This is a genomic window from Pseudomonas sp. NBRC 111124 (assembly GCF_001320245.1).
Lineage (GTDB): Bacteria > Pseudomonadota > Gammaproteobacteria > Pseudomonadales > Pseudomonadaceae > Aquipseudomonas.
In genome coordinates, this window is the sequence record NZ_BCBA01000012.1 from 1 (window position 1) to 20,643 (window position 20,643).

A 20,643-nucleotide genomic window follows, 5' to 3' on the forward strand; every position below is an offset into this window, starting at 1 on the left:
GCAGCCCCGGCGATCTTGAACCCCACCACTCATCGGCCCCTCGATAGAGCCTCTCGCGTCTTGATCCCAGACAAGCAAAGCAATATATATACGTCAAAGACGTAGGGATGCACTATGCTCCCGCGCACGCGCTGCGCAATATTGCGAAGGAGCTTAATCATGCCCCTGACTGAAAAAGAAATGATGCTCCGGGATGCCACTCGCAACATCGGTGAGGAATTGCTGGAATCCATCCGCGATGTAAAGGCTGGTCGCTTTGGCGCTGTGCATCTAGTGGAAGTGACCGAAGCAGCGGAAGCTCGGAGCAGAACTGGACTCTCCCAAATCAAATTTGCGGAGCTACTGGGCGTCTCGGTGCGTACGCTTCAAGAATGGGAGCAAGGTCGGCGCATGCCGTCAGGGGCAGCCCGGTCTCTTCTGCACATTGCGGCTTCTCGCCCGGATGTGTTCCGTGAGGTGCTTCAGGCTCGTTAATGGAAGGCTGTATGTCGAATTTGAACAAGTTTGTAATGGGACTGATCGTGCTGCTGACCGAGCTGGCGGCTTTGCACAGCTATTTGATCCCCTTGATCGGCGACGACTGGTTCATGCTGATCATCTTTACGGTCCTCCTGATTGGCGGCCGGGTCAGCCTGTATTTCTATCGCACGGACCGCGGCCGCAAGGATGATCTGTTTACCCGCCCATGGTGGACGGCCCTTTAGGCCATCAAGCGGTAATCCGCCACAACTGCGCCATCTGCGTGGTAAACCCCGCACTCATCAACTCCCGGCGCATCGCCCACTGCGCCGCCGCCGGCACCGCCGCACAGCGCAGCGTCCCCCGCCCCCAGCGCCCGTTGACGCCGTCGATCACCTGCATCACCCGCTCGGCCTTCACGGTCTGCGCTGGTGCAAACAGGTCGTCTGTCACCTCCCCGCGCTGGCACAGTTCCATCAGCAACACTTCAGCCTTGCTGTAGCGGAACCCCTCTCGATACACCCGTTCCACGGCCTCCAGTGCCATGCGTGTCAGCAGCCGTTCGTCATCGGTAGGATACGGCAACTGCACCACCACGCCATTGGCGTAGCGCGGCTCGTCGGGGTTGAACATGCCGGTGCGGATACTCACCCGCATCCGCTGTGCCAGCGAGCGCTGCTTGCGCAGCTTTTCCGCCGCGCGCATCACATAGGTGGCCACCGCTTCCTTGAGCGGCGCCAACTCGGTCAGGCGCTGGCCGAACATGCGGCTGCAGCAGATCTCCTGGCGTGGCGGGTCGACCTCTTCCAGTTGCAAGCAAGGCGTGCCGGCCAGTTCACGGGCGGTCTTCTCCACCACCACGCTGAAGGTCTTGCGCAGCAGGCCGGGGTTGGCGCGGGACAGGTCCCAGGCAGTGCGGATGCCCAGCTCCTGCAAATGGGCCGTAAGGCGCTTGCCGATGCCCCAGACTTCCGACACATCGCACTTTTTCAACACCCACTCGCGCGTCTTCAGATCACGCAGATCGACCACCCAACCGCTCTGCACCGACCAGCGCTTGGCCGCGTGGTTGGCCAGCTTGGCCAGCGTCTTGGTAGCCGCGATACCGACCCCCACCGGAATGCCGGTGTGCTTGAACACCCGGGCGCGGATGTCACGGCCAAGGCGCTCCAGGTCACCAGGCATGCCGGCCAGGTCGGCGAAAGCTTCGTCGATGGAATACACCTCCAGCGCCGGCACCATGCCTTCGATCACCGTCATCACCCGCTGGCTCATGTCGCCGTACAGCGCATAGTTGGACGAAAACGCCACCACCCCGTGCCGACGCAGCAGGTCCTTCACCTGGAAGTACGGCTGGCCCATCTTCACCAGCGGCTTGGCCTCGGCACTGCGAGCGACGATGCAGCCGTCGTTGTTGCTGAGCACGACGATAGGCGTGCGCTGCAGGTCGGGGCGAAACACCCGTTCGCAGCTGGCGTAGAAACTGTTGCAGTCGATCAAGGCAAAAACGGGTGTGGGTTTCATCGGGCAGCGCCAGCAATACTGTATTTATATACAGTTAATCACAATGCTCTGCCGATGCCTCCAGCCACTCATCCGATTTGCATCCTGCCCACGGAGTCCTACAGTTTCGAACTGTGACAACCTCGCCGAGGCCCCCAATGCGCAGCGCCGAAAAGACCGAGCAAGGCAGCACCGCCAAGGCCGTGCCGAAGATCCCCCGCAGTGTCTGGGCACTGGGCTTCGTGTCGCTGTTCATGGACATTTCCTCCGAGATGATCCACGCCCTGCTGCCGCTGTATATGGTCACCGTACTCGGCACTTCGGTGGTCGCCGTCGGCTTCATCGAAGGCATCGCCGAGGCCACCGCGTCGATCACCAAGGTGTTCTCCGGCGCGCTCAGCGACCGCCTCGGCAAGCGCAAGCTACTGACGGTGCTGGGCTATGGCCTGGGCGCGTTGACCAAGCCGGTGTTCCCCATGGCCTCCGGACTGGAGTGGCTGACCGCGGCGCGCTTCGTCGACCGTATTGGCAAGGGCATTCGCGGCGCCCCCCGCGATGCACTGGTGGCCGATGTGACCCCGCCCGAGCTGCGTGGCGCGGCGTTCGGCCTGCGTCAGACGCTGGACACCGTGGGGGCTTTTCTCGGCCCGTTGCTGGCGATCGTGCTGATGTGGCTGACGGCGAGCCATTTCCAGACGGTGTTCTGGGTGGCGGTGATCCCGGCATTCGTCGCCGTGTACATTCTCGTTGCCTTCGTTCGCGAACCCGAGGCGGCGCCCAACGCGCGGCCGGTACGCTCGCCGCTGGCACTGCGTGAACTGGCGCGCCTGGGCCCGCCCTATTGGCGGTTGATCGGCCTGGCCATGGTATTCACACTCGCCCGTTTCAGCGAGGCGTTCCTGCTGCTGCGCGCCCAGGACATGGGCCTGGCGCCATTGTGGGCGCCTGCGGTGCTGGTGCTCATGGCCCTGGCCTATTCGTTGTCGGCCTACCCGGCCGGGGCGCTGTCGGACCGCGTGGGCCGCCGTGGTGTGCTGATGATGGGGCTGGGCCTGCTGATCGCCGCCGACCTGTTGCTGGCCCTGCTGCCAGGCTGGGCCGGGCTGGCACTCGGGGTGGCGGCCTGGGGCCTGCACCTGGGCTTCACCCAGGGCATCTTTGCCGCGCTGATCGCCGACAGTGCGCCGGCCAACCTGCGTGGCACGGCATTCGGCCTGTTCAACTTGCTGACTGGGGTGGCGCTGCTGGTCGCCAGCGTGGTGGCCGGGCTGCTGTGGGATGGCGCCGGGTTCCAGGCGACCTTCCTGGTCGGGGCGGGCTTTGCCGGTGCCACCCTCGTCGGGGTGAAACTGCTGCGCTAGGCCGGGTCATGGCTGCGCACACTGAAGGTCACCACACCCCAGATCATGAAGTCGTCCCCCTCCATGATGTAGCGTGGCGCATAGCGTGGGTTTTCCGAGCGCAGCAGCACTTGCCCGGCGACGTGCTGCAGCCGCTTGCACAACGGCTCGCCGTTGACCGCGGCAATCACGATATGGCCATGGCGCGCCTCGATCGAGCGGTCGACCAGCACCAGGTCGCCATCGAAGATACCGGCACCTTGCATGCTGTCGCCGTCTATCCTGACCAGATAGATGTGCGGCGCGCGCAGGTTGAGCAACTCATCCAGCGAGATAGGCTGCTCCATGTGGTCGGCGGCTGGCGACGGAAAGCCCGCCGGGATGCGGAACAGATAGCGCGGCACGGCAACATTGCCGCCGGTGATAGGACCCAGGATGGAAGTCATGAGACGGCCTTGATATTAAACTGTATGCATATACAGTAAACGACGTAGCGAGTATCCGGTCAATTTCGCCGTAGGATATTTCGACAAGTGGGGGTACATGCCATGTGCGGACGCTTCGCCCAGTACCAGGGCCTGGCCGACTACCTGCGTGAACTGGACGCTGAACAGCACGTGATCAGCGGCTACGACAACGTGCCGATCGGTCGCTACAACGTCGCCCCCGGCAGCCGTGTGCTGATCCTGCACCACGCCACCGATGGCCTGCGTATCGACCCCTGCCATTGGGGCTGGGCGCCGTTCTGGGCCACGGGCAAACGGCCGGCGCCGATCAACGCGCGGATCGAGACGGTGACCACCGGCAAGTTCTTCAAGGCCCTCTGGCCGCAAGGGCGGGCCTTGGTGATGGCCGACGGCTGGTACGAGTGGGTGGCCGACCCGCAGGACCCCAAGCGCAAACAACCCTATTTCATCCGCCTGAAAAGCCAGGCACCGATGTTCATGGCGGCGCTGGCCGAGGTGCATGCAGGGCTGGAGCCGAACGAGGGGGATGGCTTCGTGATCATCACCGCCGCCAGCGATGCAGGAATGGTCGATATCCATGACCGCCGGCCCTTGGTGCTGGGCCCGGAGCATGCCCGGGCCTGGATTGACCCGGAGGTACCTGCCGAGGAGGCCGAACGCCTGGCACGCGAGCAGTGCCTGCCGGTGGAGGCGTTCGAGTGGTTTGCGGTGGGCAAGGAGGTGGGGAATGTGAGGAACGAAGGGGCTGAGCTGATCGTGATGCTCGATGCCGAGCATCAGCCCTGAAATTTCGTTGCCAGTGCCGGCCTCTTGGCAGGTAAACCCGCGAAGAGGTCGGCCTGCCGCAGGTTAAGCCAAGACCTCCTGCTGGCGCAGCGACCAGCCGCCCTGCCCATCCACTTCCAGCCGGTGGGTATGGAAGTCGGCCAAGGTACTGCGATGCCCCACGCTCACCAGCAAGGTCTCGGGCATCTCTTTGCGCAGCAACGCATACATCGCATGCTCCAGCCCTTCGTCCATCGCCGAGGTGGATTCGTCAAGGAACACTACCTGTGGCCGGTTGAACAGGACCCGGGCAAACGCCAGGCGCTGCTGCTCGCCGACCGAGAGAATGTTCGACCAGTCGCAACTCACTGCCAGCCGCTCGGCCAGGTGCGCCAGGTTGACCGCGCGCAGGGCCTCCTGCATGCGCGCTTCATCCTCCGGCTGGCTGTCGGCCGGGTAGGCAATGGCGGTGCGCAGGTCGCCCAGCGGCAGGTAAGGCCGCTGCGACAGGAACAACGCCTGGGTGCCCAACGGCCGCCGGACTTCGCCCTCGGCATACGGCCACAGGCCCGCCAGGGCGCGCAGCAAGGTGGTCTTGCCACTGCCCGACGGCCCTTTGATCAGCAGCGCCTGGCCGCCGTGCAAGCGCAGGTCGAGGTCGGCAATCAGCGCATGCCCGTCCGGGCGCAGCACCTGCAGGCCAATGATATCCAGGGCTCGTGGCTGGTTTTCGGTCTGCACCCGTGGCAGCGCGCTGGCCTGGTCGTTGGCATCGAGGAAGCCGGTCAAACGGTCGAGGGTGGCGCGGTACTGGGCGAAGGTGTCGTAGGACTCACGGAAGAACGACAGCGAATCCTGCACCTGGCCGAATGCCTGTGAGGTCTGCATCACGTCGCCGAGCTTGATCGCCCCGCTGAAGAAACGCGGCGCCTGAAGGATGAACGGGAACACCACCGCCACCTGGCTGACACCGAGGTTGAAGCCGCTGAACTTCAGGTTCCGGAACACCAGCGCCCAGACGTTGACGATCAGTGCACCGAAGCGCCCGAGCAAGGTAGCCCGTTCGACTGGCGCGCCCTGGTAGAAGGCGATGTTCTCGGCATTCTCGCGCAGGCGCATCAGCGCATAACGGAAGTTCGCCGTGAGTTTTTCGTTGAGGAAGTTCAGGCGGATCAACGGCTGGCCGAGGCGGAACGCAATCCAGGTGGCGATCAGCACATAGACATACACTGCAAACACCATCGCCCGGGGTATCTCGTACCCCGCCACCGTCAGCGGCGCCGACAGGCCCCAGAGGATGCCGGTAAAGGCCACCAGCGAAACCAGCGCGCTGACCGCACCCAGGGCCAGCGACACCGAATTGGTGACGAACGCGCTGACGTCCAGTTCGATACGCTGGTCGGGGTTGTCCACCGGCTCGGCGAGGAAGCGACCGCGGTAATAAGCATCGCCTTTCATCCAGTCGCCGGTCAGGCGCTCGGTCAGCCACACCCGCCACTGAATGCTGAACGCCTGGGTCACGTAGAAGGTGAACAGCGAACGCAGCACATGGATGGTGGCCAGCACCGCGAACACCCCCAGCAGGTACCAGAAGGCCGTCTGGTCGAGCGCCTGCAGGGCGCTGTAGAACCCGTTGTACCAGAACGAGAACAGCACGTTCAGGCGCACCGAGAACAGCGTCAGCACCAGCAGCAGGCCGAACACCAGCAGCGGGCGCCAGCTGCGCCGGAAGGTGAAGTAAGGCCCCGCCAACTGCCAGAACTGGCTGCCCCAGCGCGTGTAGCGCACGGCCAGGAAGGCAGCGGCGGTGAAGCCGATGAGGGTGATGAACGAGGCGATTGCAAGCCAGCTCAGGCTCTCTTGCAAGGCCTGGTGCCAGTTCATGTCCATAGGAAATATCCGTGACGAGAGTTTCCGCGAGCGTAGCATTGCGCTGGGATTCGTCTTGCATAAATGACGGACATTTCATTTTTCGGTACTGGCCCTTTCGCGGGACAAGCCCGCTCCTACAGGCCCACGACAGGCCTTGAGACCTGCGTAGGAGCGGGCTTGTCCCGCGAAAGGGCCGCAACAGGCAAGCGCTAAGCCAGGGCCTCCACCACCTTGGCATCCAACCCGTCCTGACCATGCTCGGCAATCCACTCCCCCAGTTGCCGGCGCATCGCCGGGGTCCAGAAGCTGTTCAAATGCTGCCTCACGCCCTGCACCGCCTGCGCCCGGTTTGGCTCGCTGTCGAAATAGTGGGCGATCTGATTGGCCATCTTGACCAGGTTGTCGCTGCTCATCGGCGCACCTCGGCTTTTTCCGCAGTGCGGCGCTCCTTGAGCAGGCGCCGCTGTTCATCACTGAAGTCCTGATAACGCTTCTGCCATTCCGACGGGTGGAACACCTTCACCACCTCCACCGCCGTCACCTTGTATTCCGGGCAGTTGGTGGCCCAGTCGGAGTTGTCGGTGGTGATCACGTTGGCGCCGGACTCGGGGAAGTGGAACGTGGTGTACACCACCCCCGGGGCCACTCGCGCACTGACCTTGGCACGCAGCACGGTCTGCCCTGCGCGGCTGCCGATACCGACCCAGTCGCCGTCGCGAATACCACGGCTTTCAGCGTCGCTGGGGTGGATCTCCAGCCGGTCGGCATCGTGCCAGGCGGTGTTGCCGGTGCGCCGGGTCTGGGCGCCGACGTTGTACTGGCTAAGAATACGCCCGGTGGTCAGCAGCAGCGGGAAACGGCTGTTGACCTTCTCGTCGGTGGGCACATAACCGGTCAGCATGAAGCGCCCCTTGCCGCGCACGAACTGGTCGATGTGCATGGTCGGGGTACCGTCCGGGGCGGCCTCGTTGCACGGCCATTGCAGGCTGCCGTGGCGGTCGATCTCGGCATAGCTGACGCGGTGGAAGCTCGGTGTCAGGCGGGCGATCTCGTCCATGATCTCGGACGGATGGCGGTAGTTCATCGGGTAGCCCAGGGCATTGGCCAGGGCCACTGTCGCCTCCCAGTCGGCCTTGCCTGCAAGCGGTTCCATGACCTTGCGTACCCGCGAGATGCGCCGCTCGGCGTTGGTGAAGGTGCCGTCCTTCTCGAGGAACGAGCTGCCCGGCAGGAACACGTGGGCGAACTTGGCCGTCTCGTTGAGGAAGATGTCCTGCACCACCACGCACTCCATCGCCCGCAGGGCGGCGGTGACGTGCTGGGTGTTGGGGTCGCTCTGGGCGATGTCCTCGCCCTGGCAGTACAGCGCCTTGAAGCTGCCGTCCAGCGCCGCCTCGAACATGTTGGGGATGCGCAGCCCCGGGTCGGGCTGCAGGGTCACGCCCCAGGCCTGCTCGAACTCGGCGCGCACGCCTTCGTTGGAAATGTGCCGGTAGCCGGGCAGCTCGTGGGGGAACGAGCCCATGTCACAGGAGCCCTGCACGTTGTTCTGCCCGCGCAGCGGGTTCACCCCTACCCCTTCACGGCCAATGTTGCCGGTGGCCATGGCCAGGTTGGCGATGCCCATCACCGCAGTACTGCCCTGGCTGTGCTCGGTCACCCCCAGGCCGTAGTAGATGGCCGCATTGCCGCCGGTGGCATACAGCCGGGCGGCGGCGCGGATCTGCTCGGCAGGCACGCCACATACCGGGCCCAGGATTTCCGGGGCGTTTTCCGGCAGGCTGACGAAATCGCGCCAGCGGGCGAAGGCCTCGGTCTCGCAACGGGCGTCGATGAAGCGCTGGGCCAGCAGGCCCTCGCTGACGATCACATGGGCCAGGGCGTTGAGCATGGCCACGTTGGTACCCGGGCGCAGCTGCAGGTGCAGTTCGGCACGGGCGTGGGGCGAGTCGACCAGGTCGATGCGCCGTGGGTCGATGACGATCAGCCGTGCGCCCTGGCGCAGGCGGCGCTTGAGCTGCGAACCGAACACCGGGTGGGCGTCGGTGGGGTTGGCGCCGATCACCAAAATCACGTCGGCCTGCATCACCGAGTCGAAGCTCTGGGTGCCGGCCGACTCACCGAGGGTCTGCTTCAGGCCATAGCCGGTCGGCGAATGGCAAACCCGTGCGCAGGTGTCGACGTTGTTGTTGCCGAACGCCGTGCGCACCAGTTTCTGCACCAGGTAGGCTTCCTCGTTGGTGCAGCGGCTGGAGGTGATGCCGCCAATGGAATCGCGCCCGTACTTGAGCTGGATGCGGCGGAACTCACTGGCGGCATAGGTGACCGCCTCGTCCCAGCTGACTTCCTGCCACGGGTCTTCCAGACGCTTGCGGATCATCGGCTTGGTGATGCGGTCAGGGTGGGTGGCATAGCCCCAGGCGAAGCGGCCCTTGACGCAGGCGTGGCCGTGGTTGGCGCCGCCGTTCTTGTCCGGGACCATGCGCACCAGCTGGTCGCCCTTCATCTCGGCGCGGAACGAGCAGCCAACGCCGCAGTAGGCGCAGGTGGTGATCACTGCACGCTCGGGCTGGCCGAGCTGGACCAGGCTCTTCTCGGTGAGGGTCGCCGTCGGGCAGGCCTGCACGCAGGCGCCGCACGACACGCATTCAGAGGCGAGGAAGTTGTCGCCGCCGGCCGCCGCCACCCGCGAATCGAAACCGCGCCCGGTGATGGTCAAAGCGAAGGTGCCCTGGATATCTTCGCAGGCACGCACGCAGCGGCTGCAGACGATGCACTTGCTGGGCTCGTAGTCGAAATATGGGTTGGAGGTGTCCTTCTTTTCGGCCAGGTGGTTGGCGCCGCCATAGCCGTAGCGCACCTCGCGTAGGCCGACCTGGCCGGCAACGGTCTGCAGCTCGCAGTTGCCGTTGGCCGAGCAGGTCAGGCAATCCAGCGGGTGGTCGGAAATGTACAGCTCCATCACGTTGCGGCGCAGGTCGGCCAGGCGCGGGGTTTGCGTGCGCACCACCATGCCTTCGCTGACCGGGGTGGTGCACGAGGCCGGGTAGCCACGCATACCGTCGATTTCCACCATGCACATGCGGCACGAGCCAAAGGCTTCGAGGCTGTCGGTGGCGCACAGTTTGGGGATGCTGGTACCGAGCATGGCGGCGGCGCGCATCACCGAGGTGCCGGCCGGTACGCTGACGCTGCGGCCGTCGATGTTCAGGCTGACCTGCACGTCGCTGTTGCGGGCAGGCGTGCCCAAGTCGGTCTCGGGATCGAAATAGTTGATCACTGTGCGGCCTCCGTGGTGGTCAGCCCGAAATCGGCGGGGAAGTACTTGAGCGCGCTGGCCACCGGGTAGGCGGTCATGCCACCCATGGCGCACAGCGAGCCGTACTGCAGGGTGTCGCACAGGTCGCGCAGCAGCAGGGCCTGGTCATGCCGTTCACTGAAGTCGCTGGTCGCGATCAGCCGGTCGACCACCTCCATGCCGCGGGTCGAGCCGATCCGGCACGGGGTGCATTTGCCACAGGATTCCTCGGCGCAGAACTGCAGGGCGAAACGCGCCATGCTGGCCATGTTGAGGGTATCGTCGGCCACGACTACGCCGCCGTGGCCGAGCATGGCGCCCATGGCGGCGAAGGCCTCGTAGTCCAGTGGGGTATCGAAGTGGCTGGGCGGCACCCAGGCGCCGAGCGGGCCGCCAACTTGGGCGGCCTTGAGCGGGCGGCCACTGGCAGTGCCGCCGCCGTAGTCTTCCACCAGCTCGCGCAGCGTCAGGCCGAAGGCGCGTTCCACCAGTCCGCCGTGGCGGATGTTGCCGGCCAGCTGGAACGGCATGGTGCCCAGCGAGCGGCCCATGCCGAAATCGCGGTAGAACGCCGCCCCTTCGGCGAGGATGGTCGGCACCGAAGCCAGGGTGAGCACGTTGTGCACCAGTGTCGGCAGGCCGAACAGGCCTTCGAGCGCAGGCAGCGGCGGCTTGGCGCGGACGATGCCGCGCTTGCCTTCGATGGATTCGAGCAGCGCGGTTTCTTCGCCGCAGATATAGGCACCCGCCCCCACCCGTACCTCCAGGTCAAAGGCCTGGCCGCTGCCAACCACGTCGCTGCCCAGGTAACCGGCATCACGGGCGATGACCAATGCCTGGTTGAGCACACGAATGGCATCGGGGTACTCCGAGCGCACATAGATGTAGCCCTTGTCGGCCCCGACAGCCAGGCCGGCGATGGTCATGCCTTCGATCAGCAGGAAGGGGTCGCCCTCCATCAGCATGCGGTCGGCAAAAGTGCCGGAGTCGCCTTCGTCGGCGTTGCACACCACATACTTCTGCCCTGCACTAGCCTCGCGCACGGTGCGCCACTTGATGCCAGCCGGGAACGCCGCGCCGCCTCGGCCGCGCAGGCCGGAATCGAGCACGGTAGCAACCACGGCGGCGCCGTCCATCGCCACCGCCTTTTCCAGGCTCCTGAAACCGCCGTGGGCACGGTAGTCGTCCAGCGACAATGGCCGGGTGATGCCGGCGCGGGCGAACAGCAGGCGTTGCTGGGTTTTCAGGTAGGCGATTTCTTCAACCGGGCCCAGCGCCAGCGAATGACCGCCAGGTTCACCGACCAGAGCGTCGAGCAGCGACGGTACGTCTGCCAGGCTGACCGGGCCGAAGCCTTGACGCCCTTGCGCGCTTTCACATTCCACCAGCGGCTCCAGCCAGTAAAGGCCGCGTGAGCTGGTGCGTTGAATATCGATAGGCAGCTGGCGGCGCTCGGCCTCGGCTTTGATCGCATCGGCGACCTGATCGGCACCGACTGCGCGGGCCACTGAATCACAGGGAATGAACAGCCTCAGCATGTTTCGCCCTCCAGACAACCGTTCACCAGCGTCCGCAGGCGCTCGGGGGTGAGCCGGGCATGCACTTGGCCATCCAGCTCCAGCGCCGGCGAACAGGCGCAGGCGCCCAGGCAGTAAACCGGACGCAGGCTGATGGCGCCGTCGGCGCTGGTGCCGTGGTCATCCAGCGCCAGCTGTTCGCGCAACTGCGCGGCCAGGGCCTCACTCCCCCGGCTCTGGCACGACTCGGCGCGGCACAAGCGCAGGGTGTGACGGGCCGGGGGTGTGGTACGGAAGTCGTGGTAGAAGCTGGTCACCCCGCGTACCTCGGCGAGGCTGAGGTTCAGGGCATGGGCGATTTCAGGGACGGCGGCTTCGGGGATGAAGCCGATGGCTTCCTGAATGGCGTGAAGGATCGGCAACAGCGCGCCGGGTGTGTCCTTTTCACGGCTCAGGATGCTCTGGATAACAGGCAGGTGAAGCAGTTCATCAGGCATTCAGCGGACCTCGGCATCACGGACCCTGCCTGAATTGTTGTGAAGGGCAGGTATCCGGCGTGTTCTGCTGCGGCACACCGGCCACGTCACGGTGGCGTGGGCACGGAGGCCTCCTTGCCGATGGCCGTGCGTCTGCGCGCACTGGACTCATGGGCATCCTGCAAGCATGGCACTTATGGCGCCAGGAGGTTGCGTGCGAGCGACCAGGCGCATCCTGAAACCGACCTGGGATTCGTGGTGGGGTTGCCGGCCCTTTCGCGGGGCAAGCCCGCTCCTACAGGTATTGCGGTTTGTGCACACCTGTAGGAGCGGGCTCGCCCCGCGAAAGGCCCTTCAGCCGATCACCACATGGGGCAAGAACCGCGAGCTGTCCTTGGTGATCAACGAATCATCCTCACGGATGCCGATCCCCGACGCCTTGCCTCCCACTACCCACGAGCCGATCAGGGTATAGCTGTCACCAAACCTCGGCAGCGGCGCAAACCCTTGCAGGATGTAGGGCGCATCATCGTACGGCCCGTCCTCGAAAACCCGCTCCCCCTCGGCGGTGCGGATGTCCACGTTGGCCCCCTCCCGCGAGAAATAGGGCTTGCGTACCCAGCCTTTGGGCACCGGTAACTGCGGGCTGTGGTCGACAACGGCCGGCAGCAGGTTCGGATGGCCCTCATGCCACTCCCAGAGCAACGGCAGAATGCCTTTGTTGGAAATCAACGCCTTCCAGGGCGGTTCGACAAACTGCGTGTCGCACCCGGCAATCGCCTGGCCGAAATCCTCGTGGAAGATGTGCTCCCAGGCATGCAGTTTGAACAGCCGCGTAATCGCCCGCCCCTGCAGGTCAACGAAGCGGCCCTCGCCGTCCAGGCCAATGTCCTCCAGGTCGATGTGCCGGGTGCGGATGCCCGCATGCTCGGCCATCTTGCGTAGGAAGTCGGTGGTGCCGCGGTCCTCCAGCGAACCGGAGATAGTCGAAAAATGGAACTCGCCATGCCCCGGCATTGTGGCAAATGCCTGCACCAGGTCTTCGGCCAGGGTATTGAACTGGCTAGCCTCGGCGGGGAGAACGCCGCGCTCGATCTGCTCTTCCAGCCAGATCAGCTGGAACGCCGCGGCTTCATACAGCGAGGTGGGCGTGTCGTAGTTGGCCTCGATCAACTTCGCCGGGCCGTTGCCGTCATAGCTGAAGTCGAAGCGCCCGTAGAGGTGCGCCTGGCCTTCCAGCCATGAACGACGCACCAGATCGAAGAAGGCTGGCGGGATCGCCAGGCGCGCCATCAGTGCCTCACTTTCGACGATGCGCCCGACCGCGTCCAGGCACATCGCGTGCAGCTCTGCGGTCGGGGCGTGCAGGTCATGCATCACCTGCGCCTCGCTGAACTGGTAGTACCCACGTTCGTCCCAGTAACGCTCACCGTCGATCGTGTGAAAAGCAAAGCCCTCGCGCAGGGCCGTCGTGCGCCAGTCGGGACGCTCCGCCAGTTCGACCTTGCGCATGCCTACCCCCCGAAGAAACTGCCGGACCGGCCGCCCCAACCGCTGCGCGCAGTGGCCTGGCCGCCAAAGCCACCGCGCGTGACCGTGGCCGAAGTCGCCGAACGCGACTCGTTGCGGCTCGAGCCGCCGTAGCTGCCGCCACCGCCTCCGCCACTTGAAGAGCTGCTGCTCTCTTCGTCCTGCTTCACGCGCTGAATGCCGCCACCGGTGGCACCGTAGCGCTGGCCAAGCAAGCCGTGCCGCTGGCCGGCACCGTCGCGGTAGGCATACAACGGTTGCGCGTTGTAGTGACGGCCAGCGCTATTGCCCAGCTGCGCGAGCAGCATACCGGCCACGGCGGCGGTGGCCACATGGCCGTAGCCACCGCCCTGGGCATAACCCGCGTCGAGCTGAGACTGCGTCACCTCAGCGCTGGTCTGCAGCTCGAAGCCACTCATGCGCGGCATGTAGCGGCCAGCAACGGTAATCTGGCAACCGTCCGGGGTGAACTGCGCCTCGCACTCCGCCTGGGTGAAAAAGGTCGGCGCATTGCGCTGGTAATCCGCCAGCGCCCGTTTGAAGGCATCGTTGCAGGCGGTTTCCGGCACCTTGTCGGCGACGCAGGCGGCTACGCTGTCGTAATTGCTTTGCTGGGTGACCGTGTACAGCTCTTCCTGCGGGCCGCAAGCGGTCAGCGCCAGCGGCAGCGAACCGGCCAGCACCAGCTTGACGGAGCTGCGTCGAATAGGGGGCTTCATGGGGGCTCCTTGCTCGTCAGGCCGCTGGGGTCATGCAGGCCGAGTTGAGGAAGCCCACGCTGATTGCCACGCTGGCCGCGTAGATGGCCGCAGCCACTTCACCCTTGGCGATGCGCCTGGACAGGTCGCGCAGCACCAGGCTGGTGATGCCAAAGGCGAGCAACTGCACCACGGCCGCGATCACCACCCAGGCGACGAAATCGAGAATGCTCACGCTGTAGGCGATGATGTTGCTGGCTGGCAGCGAGAAACCGATCAGCGAGCCACCCAAGGCGATGGCCGCCGCCGGATTGTTCTCGCGGATCAGCGAAAACTCGCGGTGGGGCGTAATGCGCGTATAGATGAACTGGAACAGCCAGAACAGCAGCAGCGCCACACTGATATAGAGGATGAAACCGGTCACTGCCGAAGCATTGAGTGACAGGCGAAGCGCGTCGAGCATGGTGAATCCTTGTCAGGTTACGTTGAAGTCCGTGGGGAACAGGGTGACACCCAGCGAGGTGGTAAAGGTGAGCGCGCCGTGCTCATCTTCCTCGAGGGAAAACAGCAGGAATTCGCGACGGTCGGGCAGGCCCGTGTCGCGGGCATAAAGCATCGACAGGTGCTGGACGCCATAGCGGGCTTTCGGGCTGACCACCTGCTCATGGAACTGGACCAGTTCAGCCTGCCCCTGGGCCTGGCCCCATTGGCGGGAGTAGAGGCAGCCATCATGGGTGTAGATCGGCAGGCCGACCTTGGACAGGCAGCCGACCAGGTACTGCCGGTGCGCCTCGTCACGCACGGCAATGGCGCTGTGGTAGCCGAACAGCACGATATCGCCCGCCTGGCTGCCGCGCATCAGCACTTGCAGCCAGTAATCTTCGTTGTCCAGGTAGTAACGCAGCAAGTGTACTGACTGGCCAAGGTCGACTTCGCCGCAGGCCCACACCACTTCCGAGCCTGGGAGCTGGAGTTCAGAGTAACCGTCAAGCAATGGTTCAAGCGTTTGGGCAGGCGTGAAAATACTGCCATTGCGCAGGCCGAAAGGCGGGCTGGCCCGATTGAAAAGCGACATCGACTACTCCCTGGGGTCGCGGCGTTCCTTGCTGGGGGCGACACCTTAACGGGTTTAATCACCTAGGCCAATACTGACGGTGTGAGCATTCTTGTCGCTGGAAATGTGATGTTACTTCCGACTTCATCGCCGGTTTTGCCGGCGATGAACCCAGCGTGTTGCGCAGTTCAAGCCACAGCCTGCACCTCTGCCTTACCAGCCTCCAGCTCCCTCACCAACGGCAACACATGCTCCCCGAAGTACGCCACTTCCTCCTGGAAATGCAGGAACCCGGACAGAATCAGGTCCACACCCACCGCCTTCAACGCCACGATGCGTTCGGCGATCTGCCGTGGCGTGCCGATCAGGTTGGTTTTGAAACCATCGTTGTACTGCACCAAGTCCTCGAAGCTGGACTTGGCCCAGTTGCCTTCGCCCTCCGGGCTGGCGGAGCCGGCATGCTTCACTTCGTGCCCGAAAGCCTTCACCGCCTCGGGGTTGGCCTTGTCGATGATCTCCTGCAACACCGCCCGCGCCTGTTCCTCGGTATCGCGGGCAATGATGAAGGCATTCACCCCGATCTTTACCGAATGCCCGTTGGCAGCGGCCTTGGCACGGATGTCATCGACCTGCGCCTTGATCCCTTCAACCGTATTGCCATTGGTGAAGTACCAGTCCGACACCCGCGCCGCCATGTCCCGCGCCGCCCGCGAACTGCCGCCCTGGAAGATTTCCGGGTGCGGCTGCTGCAACGGCTTGGGCTTGAGGTTGTAGTTGCGAAAGCGATAGAAATCGCCGTTGAAAGTGAAGTTGTCTTCAGTCCAGATGCCCTTGAGGGCACGGATGAACTCCTCGGAGCGGCGATAGCGTTCGTCATGGTCCAGCCAAGGCTCACCAATCGCGTGGAACTCCCCCTTGAACCAGCCCGACACCACGTTGATAGCGACACGGCCATTGGTGAAGTGGTCGATGCTCGCCAGTTGCTTGGCCGCCAGCGCCGGGTTCCAAGGGCCAGGCAGAATGGCGGCGATGACCTTGAGCTTTTCGGTGGCTGCCAGCAACGCATGGCTGATGGTGACCGATTCGTGCTGGTTGTCCGCGCCGTAGCCTGCGGTGAAGCGGATTTGCGACAGGGCATAGTCGAAACCGGCCTGCTCGGCGATCTGCGCCAGCTTGCGGTTGTAGCCGATGTCCCAGCTGGTGCGCTGCTCGATGGTGCTGACTACCAGGCCGCCACTGACATTGGGAACCCAATAGGCGAATTTGATCGGTTGCTGGCTCATGCGGGTGCTCCTTGGCAGGACTTGAGAGAGTCCAGGGAACGGAGCAGCAACCGTGCCAGGGCATAAAGTGCTTTCAGCTCAACGAGATGACGAACAGGTTTGGGAGAGTTGCCTGCCTGCAGCAAGGCAAGCTGCTGAAACACTGTTAGCCAGCCAACACCTACACCGCCAGCCGGGCCAAATGCTGCAAGGTATGGATTACCTTTTGATCCCTAACCTCCAGTACATCCGCTTGAATCCGCGCGATGACAGACTTGAGCAACTCGGTCTGATTCATTTGGGTCTGCTCCTGCAGGGCCATGAAATCTTCTGCCATGTACGTGTTAACTTTCATCGACAGACGACGGGTCGAAGTGGAAGGCGCCAACCCACGCTCGCGCCAATGCTGCTCCAGGCTCCGGATGAACGCTTCATGGGCAGGCTGCAACTGATCACTCTGGTGACTCTGCACCAGGAGCTGGAAGTAGTGAGCGAGGAACAGCTTGCGCAGATTTGCCCCAGCCTCGCAGCTGACCGCTTGCATGGCAGCATCCAGCACATCGAGGTAAACGGCGGGCAAACGCGCTTCGATGGATTTCAATTGTTGCTTGCGTGCCTCTCGAATGGCAGGCGTTGACTGCGGGGGAATGGCCACCACGGTATCGCACTGGTTGCATACGCCCACAAGAATATCCTTGGCGATACCCTGGCCATCACTGAACGGTACGTCCCGGCGGGCGTAGTGGGTGTGCACCACTGCCTGGCAATGCTCACAAAGTGCCTTGCCGGTCTCCCCTTCGAACAGGATCTTCATGATCGGGTTACTCATTGGTGAACACTGATGAACCAGGTGTCTGGTTCGATGAAGTAGAACTTGATGTACCACCCCAGCCGCTTGATCACATGGACTTCGATAGCAGCGACGCTGTGGTGAGGGCTGCTGCTGTGGTGCACTTCCTTGCAGGAACGGATGATGTCGGCAACCTCACTGGCAGAAAGGGCCCCTGAGGCCAGCAGGTTTTTCACTTCGATATCACCGCGGGAAACGTGCAGATAATTGCCTGATTCAAGAGCAGCAATCACTGCCCGCCTGGCCTTCCTGAAGCCGATTTCCATCATTCATTCCTACCAATACGAAAATCATCGTACAAAACCCGAGTCGATGCCACCCCTGTTACTCCGAGGCGACCAACGGCGCCTCGACCAGGCAGTGAAGTGAATTCGGAATACCGGATGAACTATGGGCGTTTTGCTCAAGCGACGGCGCGCAGCAATGTAACCGTCGCTTTCAGGGCTTTGCGCAATGTTTCGAATGCCGCTGTGACGTGGCTTCAGTTGCTCTTGAGCACGCCCAGGTGCGCATCGTCCATCAGTGCCTTGGCCATCTCGCACAGGTAGTGCGAGGCCCAGACCAGCGCGGGTTCGTCGTCCATCACGCCGATGAAGGAGGCGCGGCGCGAGCAGTCCATCAGTACAGAGGCCTGCGCCATAGCGTGGTCGCAGCAGTTGCCGGGTTCGACCCGGAACAGGCGTTTGCCTTTGGCCACGCCTTCCAGGCAGGTGGCCGAGCCGACGGTGACGCCAAGCCTACTGGTTGCTTCGGGGAGTTCCTTGTCCATTCTCAATCCTCTTCATTTGCTGAGGCTGATGGCCTCTTCGCGGGTGAACCCGCTCCCACAGGTACTCTGTCGGGCCTAAGCCTTGCGCAGAATCAAGACCTTGCGCGATCCCTGTGGGAGCGGGTTTACCCGCGAATGCAATTGCCCAGGCAACACCTCTATCCGAGCCATCAGCCGAATGAGCCAACACCTCAGTGCAGCGTGTGCACCTGCCGCGGCCGCTTCAACTGCACCTGCGCAATCGCCGACTCCAGCAACGTGCGAACTGCCTCCATCTCATGAATCATCGAGAGGGTCATGACGGTGGCGGGTGACTTGGGTAGCGTGGTGACGGCCTGCTGGGCCACGGCCAAGCCGCAGAGCAGGTACTCGGTGGCCTCGACCAGGGTGTCTTCGAGGTAATGGGATGCATCAGGGGTGAAGGGTGGATCAGGCACAATCTTGAGCATGGTCATATCTCGAGGCGTTGTGAGAGAAACCACTGCCCATCGCTTGCAGAGAAATGGGTGGCGGCTGCATACGGGCCTGCAAGACCGAGGCCTCGAGAATTCCCGGCTGACCATAAGGTCACCCGTACGCAGCCACCATAGAACACGGTGAGTACACATTCTGAGGCTTCGACAGGCTTGCAGACCCGGCCGTTGTATTTGCAACGGCACCGCCAGACTAGGTAGCTAAAACTTCCACCGCAATGCCCCAAAGACTGATTCAGACGCGTCCTACAAGCCAGAGGAAAAATCTGTTTCTTCTTTTGTAGGAGCCACCCACTTTCGGCATTTTCGTAATGCTTTGTTAAGATTCTTTCCATCTTTCATTAACGTAATTTTCACGTTCCACGCTCTAGCCTCTCTGCCTTTCCGGCAGCCCACCCTCCTGGTTGCCGCCATGGTTCTACGAGGCACACGTGGCAAACACTGCATCCCCATCCGCGCCCAAGCGCGTGGACTGGGCCGGCCTGGGCTGGCTCCTGCTGTTCTTCTGGTATTTCTCCGGCGTCACCCAGGCGCTGCTGCTGTTCAGCGGCACCACCGGTTTCGCCGGTTTCCGCGATGCGCTGTTCCTCAGCACCCTGTGGTTCGTCCCGGTTCTGCTGCTGCCCCGCATTACCCGCACCGTCGCCGCCGTCATCGGCGTGGTGCTGTGGGCTGCCTCGCTGGTGGGCTTGAGCTACTTCGGCATCTACCACCAGGAATTCTCGCAAAGCGTCATCTTCGTGATGTTCGAGTCGAACACCGCCGAAGCGGGCGAATACTTCAGCCAGTACTTCAGCGTTGGCCTGATGCTCGGCCTGCTGGCCTACACCGTGGGCGCCGTACTGCTGTGGACCCGCGTGCGCCCGGTCACCCTGCGCCTGCGCAGCCGCATCCCGCTGGTGGTGCTGTTGCTGGTGGCCAACCTGGTGCTGCCGTTCTACAAGCAGATGGTCACCCAAGAGCGCAACTTCGCCGACGCGGTGGAGAAAGTGCAGCAGCGCATGGAACCTGCCGTGCCCTGGCAGTTGGTGGTCGGCTACCGCCAATACCTGCAGCAGCTGAACAACATGCAGAACCTGCTGGCCCAGAACGCCGCCCTGCCCCCGCTGCAAAACCTCCAGGACAGCAGCGGCGAAGCCCCGCGCACCCTGGTGCTGGTGCTCGGTGAGTCGACCACCCGCGAACACATGCACCTGTACGGCTACAACCGCGACACCACTCCCAACCTGGATGCACTGGCCGCCGCCGACAAGAGCCTGAGCGTGTTTCAGAACGTGGTCACCCCGCGCCCGTACACCATCGAGGTGATGCAGCAGATCCTCACCTTCGGTGACGAAGAACACCCCGACCGCTTCCTCACCGAGCCGTCGCTGATGAACCTGATGAAACAGGCGGGCTACAAGACCTTCTGGATCACCAACCAGCAGACCATGACCAAGCGCAACACCATGCTCACCACCTTCTCGCAGCAGACGGACGAGCCGGTGTACTTGAACAACCAGCGCAACCAGAACGCCAGCCAGTACGACGAAGTGGTGCTGCCGCCGTTCGAGAAGGCCCTGAAGGACCCGGCGCCGAAGAAGTTCATCATCGTCCACCTGCTGGGCACGCACATGGACTACCGGTACCGCTACCCGGATGCGTATCAGCACTTCACCGACCGCAAGGGTGCGCCGGATGCACTGACCGATGAACAGGTTGAAACCTACAACTTCTACGACAACGCCGTGCGCTACAACGACTTCGTAGTGTCCAGCCTGATCAAGCAGTACTCGGCAACCACGCCCAACGGCTTCCTGATGTACCTGTCCGACCATGGCGAAGACGTGTACAGCTCCGGCAACCACGACCGCCTGGGCCGCAACGAAGGCGCGCCGACCCGGCCGATGTACACCGTGCCGTTCCTGCTGTGGACGTCACCAAGCTGGCAGGCCGAACACCCACGGGACCTGCAGTCGATGACCAACCGTTCCTACAGCAGCTCGCACCTGATTCATACGCTGTCGGACCTGGCAGGCTTGAGCTACGACAGGTACGAGCCAGCCAAGAGCCTGGTGAGCGCGCAGTTCACGCCAATGCCGCGCTGGATTGGCGACCCTTACCGCAAGGATGGGCTGCATGAATTCGACCAGCTGCCGCAGGACAAGCCGGAGCAGACTCAACAGACTGCGGCCAATTCGCAGCCGTAACGAGCGGACGGATACCCACCGCTCTGAAGGCCGATGGCGAGCTCCCTGATCACGCCATCGGCTTTTTCTTTACCGGTTTGCTGCGCAATGCACGCAAGCAGCTTTACTTGAATCCATACAG

At 63.4% G+C, this 20,643-nt stretch carries 21 protein-coding genes; 5 read left to right on the forward strand and 16 right to left on the reverse strand.

Translation table 11 applies throughout. The features are described 5' to 3' along the window. Positions 1 to 159: 159 nt before the first annotated feature. Both APH28_RS05710 and APH28_RS05715 read left to right on the forward strand, forming a co-directional pair. Positions 160 to 474 carry a DNA-binding transcriptional regulator gene (locus APH28_RS05710; RefSeq protein ID WP_060508007.1) on the forward strand — a complete coding sequence of 105 codons (315 nt, stop codon included), beginning with the start codon at positions 160 to 162 and terminating at the stop codon, positions 472 to 474. An 11-nt stretch (positions 475 to 485) separates the two neighbouring features. Then, positions 486 to 704 (forward strand): hypothetical protein, encoded by a 219-nt coding sequence (locus APH28_RS05715; protein ID WP_060508008.1) that lies wholly within the window; start codon positions 486 to 488, stop codon positions 702 to 704. A gap of 4 nt (positions 705 to 708) precedes the next feature. Here the strand turns inward: APH28_RS05715 and umuC are convergent, their stop codons facing one another. Continuing rightward, complete coding sequence (gene umuC / locus APH28_RS05720) at positions 709 to 1,983, reverse strand: Y-family DNA polymerase (RefSeq protein ID WP_060508009.1); 1,275 nt, start codon at positions 1,981 to 1,983, stop codon at positions 709 to 711. A 137-nt stretch (positions 1,984 to 2,120) separates the two neighbouring features. Here umuC and APH28_RS05725 point away from each other — a divergent pair, with 137 nt between their 5' ends. Beyond that, positions 2,121 to 3,323, forward strand: a complete 1,203-nt coding sequence (locus tag APH28_RS05725) for an MFS transporter (RefSeq protein WP_060508010.1) — start codon at positions 2,121 to 2,123, stop codon at positions 3,321 to 3,323. Here the strand turns inward: APH28_RS05725 and APH28_RS05730 are convergent. Then, positions 3,320 to 3,748 carry a LexA family transcriptional regulator gene (locus tag APH28_RS05730; RefSeq protein ID WP_060508011.1) on the reverse strand — a complete coding sequence of 143 codons (429 nt, stop codon included), beginning with the start codon at positions 3,746 to 3,748 and terminating at the stop codon, positions 3,320 to 3,322. The genes APH28_RS05725 and APH28_RS05730 overlap by 4 nt on opposite strands. A gap of 102 nt (positions 3,749 to 3,850) precedes the next feature. Between APH28_RS05730 and APH28_RS05735 the strand changes: the two genes are divergently transcribed. After that, positions 3,851 to 4,555: an SOS response-associated peptidase family protein gene (locus APH28_RS05735; RefSeq protein WP_060508012.1), complete on the forward strand. Its 705-nt coding sequence runs from the start codon at positions 3,851 to 3,853 to the stop codon at positions 4,553 to 4,555. A gap of 63 nt (positions 4,556 to 4,618) precedes the next feature. On the opposite strand, the gene APH28_RS05740 is transcribed toward APH28_RS05735, so the two are convergent. The 14 genes from APH28_RS05740 to APH28_RS05805 form a co-directional block, all read right to left on the reverse strand. Next, positions 4,619 to 6,424 carry an ABC transporter ATP-binding protein/permease gene (locus APH28_RS05740; RefSeq protein ID WP_060508013.1) on the reverse strand — a complete coding sequence of 602 codons (1,806 nt, stop codon included), beginning with the start codon at positions 6,422 to 6,424 and terminating at the stop codon, positions 4,619 to 4,621. Positions 6,425 to 6,615: 191 nt separating this feature from the next. Continuing rightward, positions 6,616 to 6,819, reverse strand: a complete 204-nt coding sequence (locus tag APH28_RS05745; protein WP_060508014.1) for a formate dehydrogenase subunit delta — start codon at positions 6,817 to 6,819, stop codon at positions 6,616 to 6,618. Next, positions 6,816 to 9,686 carry a formate dehydrogenase subunit alpha gene (gene fdhF, locus APH28_RS05750; protein WP_060508015.1) on the reverse strand — a complete coding sequence of 957 codons (2,871 nt, stop codon included), beginning with the start codon at positions 9,684 to 9,686 and terminating at the stop codon, positions 6,816 to 6,818. The genes APH28_RS05745 and fdhF overlap by 4 nt, the downstream gene beginning before the upstream one ends. Continuing rightward, the gene (locus APH28_RS05755; RefSeq protein WP_060508016.1) at positions 9,683 to 11,242 is read right to left on the reverse strand and encodes an NADH-quinone oxidoreductase subunit NuoF; all 1,560 of its coding nucleotides are present in this window, start codon (positions 11,240 to 11,242) and stop codon (positions 9,683 to 9,685) included. Before APH28_RS05755 ends, fdhF begins: the two co-directional genes overlap by 4 nt. Beyond that, the gene (locus tag APH28_RS05760; protein WP_060508017.1) at positions 11,236 to 11,718 is read right to left on the reverse strand and encodes a formate dehydrogenase subunit gamma; all 483 of its coding nucleotides are present in this window, start codon (positions 11,716 to 11,718) and stop codon (positions 11,236 to 11,238) included. Before APH28_RS05760 ends, APH28_RS05755 begins: the two co-directional genes overlap by 7 nt. A gap of 333 nt (positions 11,719 to 12,051) precedes the next feature. After that, on the reverse strand, positions 12,052 to 13,209 hold the full coding sequence (locus tag APH28_RS05765; RefSeq protein ID WP_060508018.1) for a glutathionylspermidine synthase family protein: 1,158 nt from the start codon (positions 13,207 to 13,209) through the stop codon (positions 12,052 to 12,054). Between the two features lie 2 nt (positions 13,210 to 13,211). Further along, the gene (locus tag APH28_RS05770) at positions 13,212 to 13,946 is read right to left on the reverse strand and encodes a DUF1190 domain-containing protein (protein WP_060508019.1); all 735 of its coding nucleotides are present in this window, start codon (positions 13,944 to 13,946) and stop codon (positions 13,212 to 13,214) included. A 16-nt stretch (positions 13,947 to 13,962) separates the two neighbouring features. Continuing rightward, on the reverse strand, positions 13,963 to 14,388 hold the full coding sequence (locus APH28_RS05775) for a DUF350 domain-containing protein (protein ID WP_060508020.1): 426 nt from the start codon (positions 14,386 to 14,388) through the stop codon (positions 13,963 to 13,965). A gap of 12 nt (positions 14,389 to 14,400) precedes the next feature. Further along, positions 14,401 to 15,000, reverse strand: a complete 600-nt coding sequence (locus APH28_RS05780; RefSeq protein ID WP_060508021.1) for a DUF2491 family protein — start codon at positions 14,998 to 15,000, stop codon at positions 14,401 to 14,403. 167 nt (positions 15,001 to 15,167) lie between these two features. Beyond that, on the reverse strand, positions 15,168 to 16,262 hold the full coding sequence (sfnG, locus tag APH28_RS05785; protein WP_060508022.1) for a dimethylsulfone monooxygenase SfnG: 1,095 nt from the start codon (positions 16,260 to 16,262) through the stop codon (positions 15,168 to 15,170). Between the two features lie 160 nt (positions 16,263 to 16,422). Then, complete coding sequence (locus tag APH28_RS05790) at positions 16,423 to 17,055, reverse strand: hypothetical protein (RefSeq protein ID WP_060508023.1); 633 nt, start codon at positions 17,053 to 17,055, stop codon at positions 16,423 to 16,425. 11 nt (positions 17,056 to 17,066) lie between these two features. Beyond that, on the reverse strand, positions 17,067 to 17,357 hold the full coding sequence (locus tag APH28_RS05795) for a hypothetical protein (RefSeq protein WP_060508024.1): 291 nt from the start codon (positions 17,355 to 17,357) through the stop codon (positions 17,067 to 17,069). A gap of 215 nt (positions 17,358 to 17,572) precedes the next feature. Continuing rightward, a complete protein-coding gene (locus tag APH28_RS05800; RefSeq protein ID WP_060508025.1) occupies positions 17,573 to 17,860 on the reverse strand; it encodes a DUF3077 domain-containing protein in 288 nt (95 codons plus the stop codon). A gap of 191 nt (positions 17,861 to 18,051) precedes the next feature. Next, positions 18,052 to 18,309 carry a hypothetical protein gene (locus APH28_RS05805; protein ID WP_060508026.1) on the reverse strand — a complete coding sequence of 86 codons (258 nt, stop codon included), beginning with the start codon at positions 18,307 to 18,309 and terminating at the stop codon, positions 18,052 to 18,054. Positions 18,310 to 18,764: 455 nt separating this feature from the next. On the opposite strand from APH28_RS05805, the gene APH28_RS05810 reads away from it, so the two are divergent. Beyond that, positions 18,765 to 20,522, forward strand: coding sequence for a phosphoethanolamine transferase CptA (locus APH28_RS05810; RefSeq protein ID WP_082432265.1), 1,758 nt, complete (start codon positions 18,765 to 18,767; stop codon positions 20,520 to 20,522). The last annotated feature ends 121 nt before the right edge of the window (positions 20,523 to 20,643 follow it).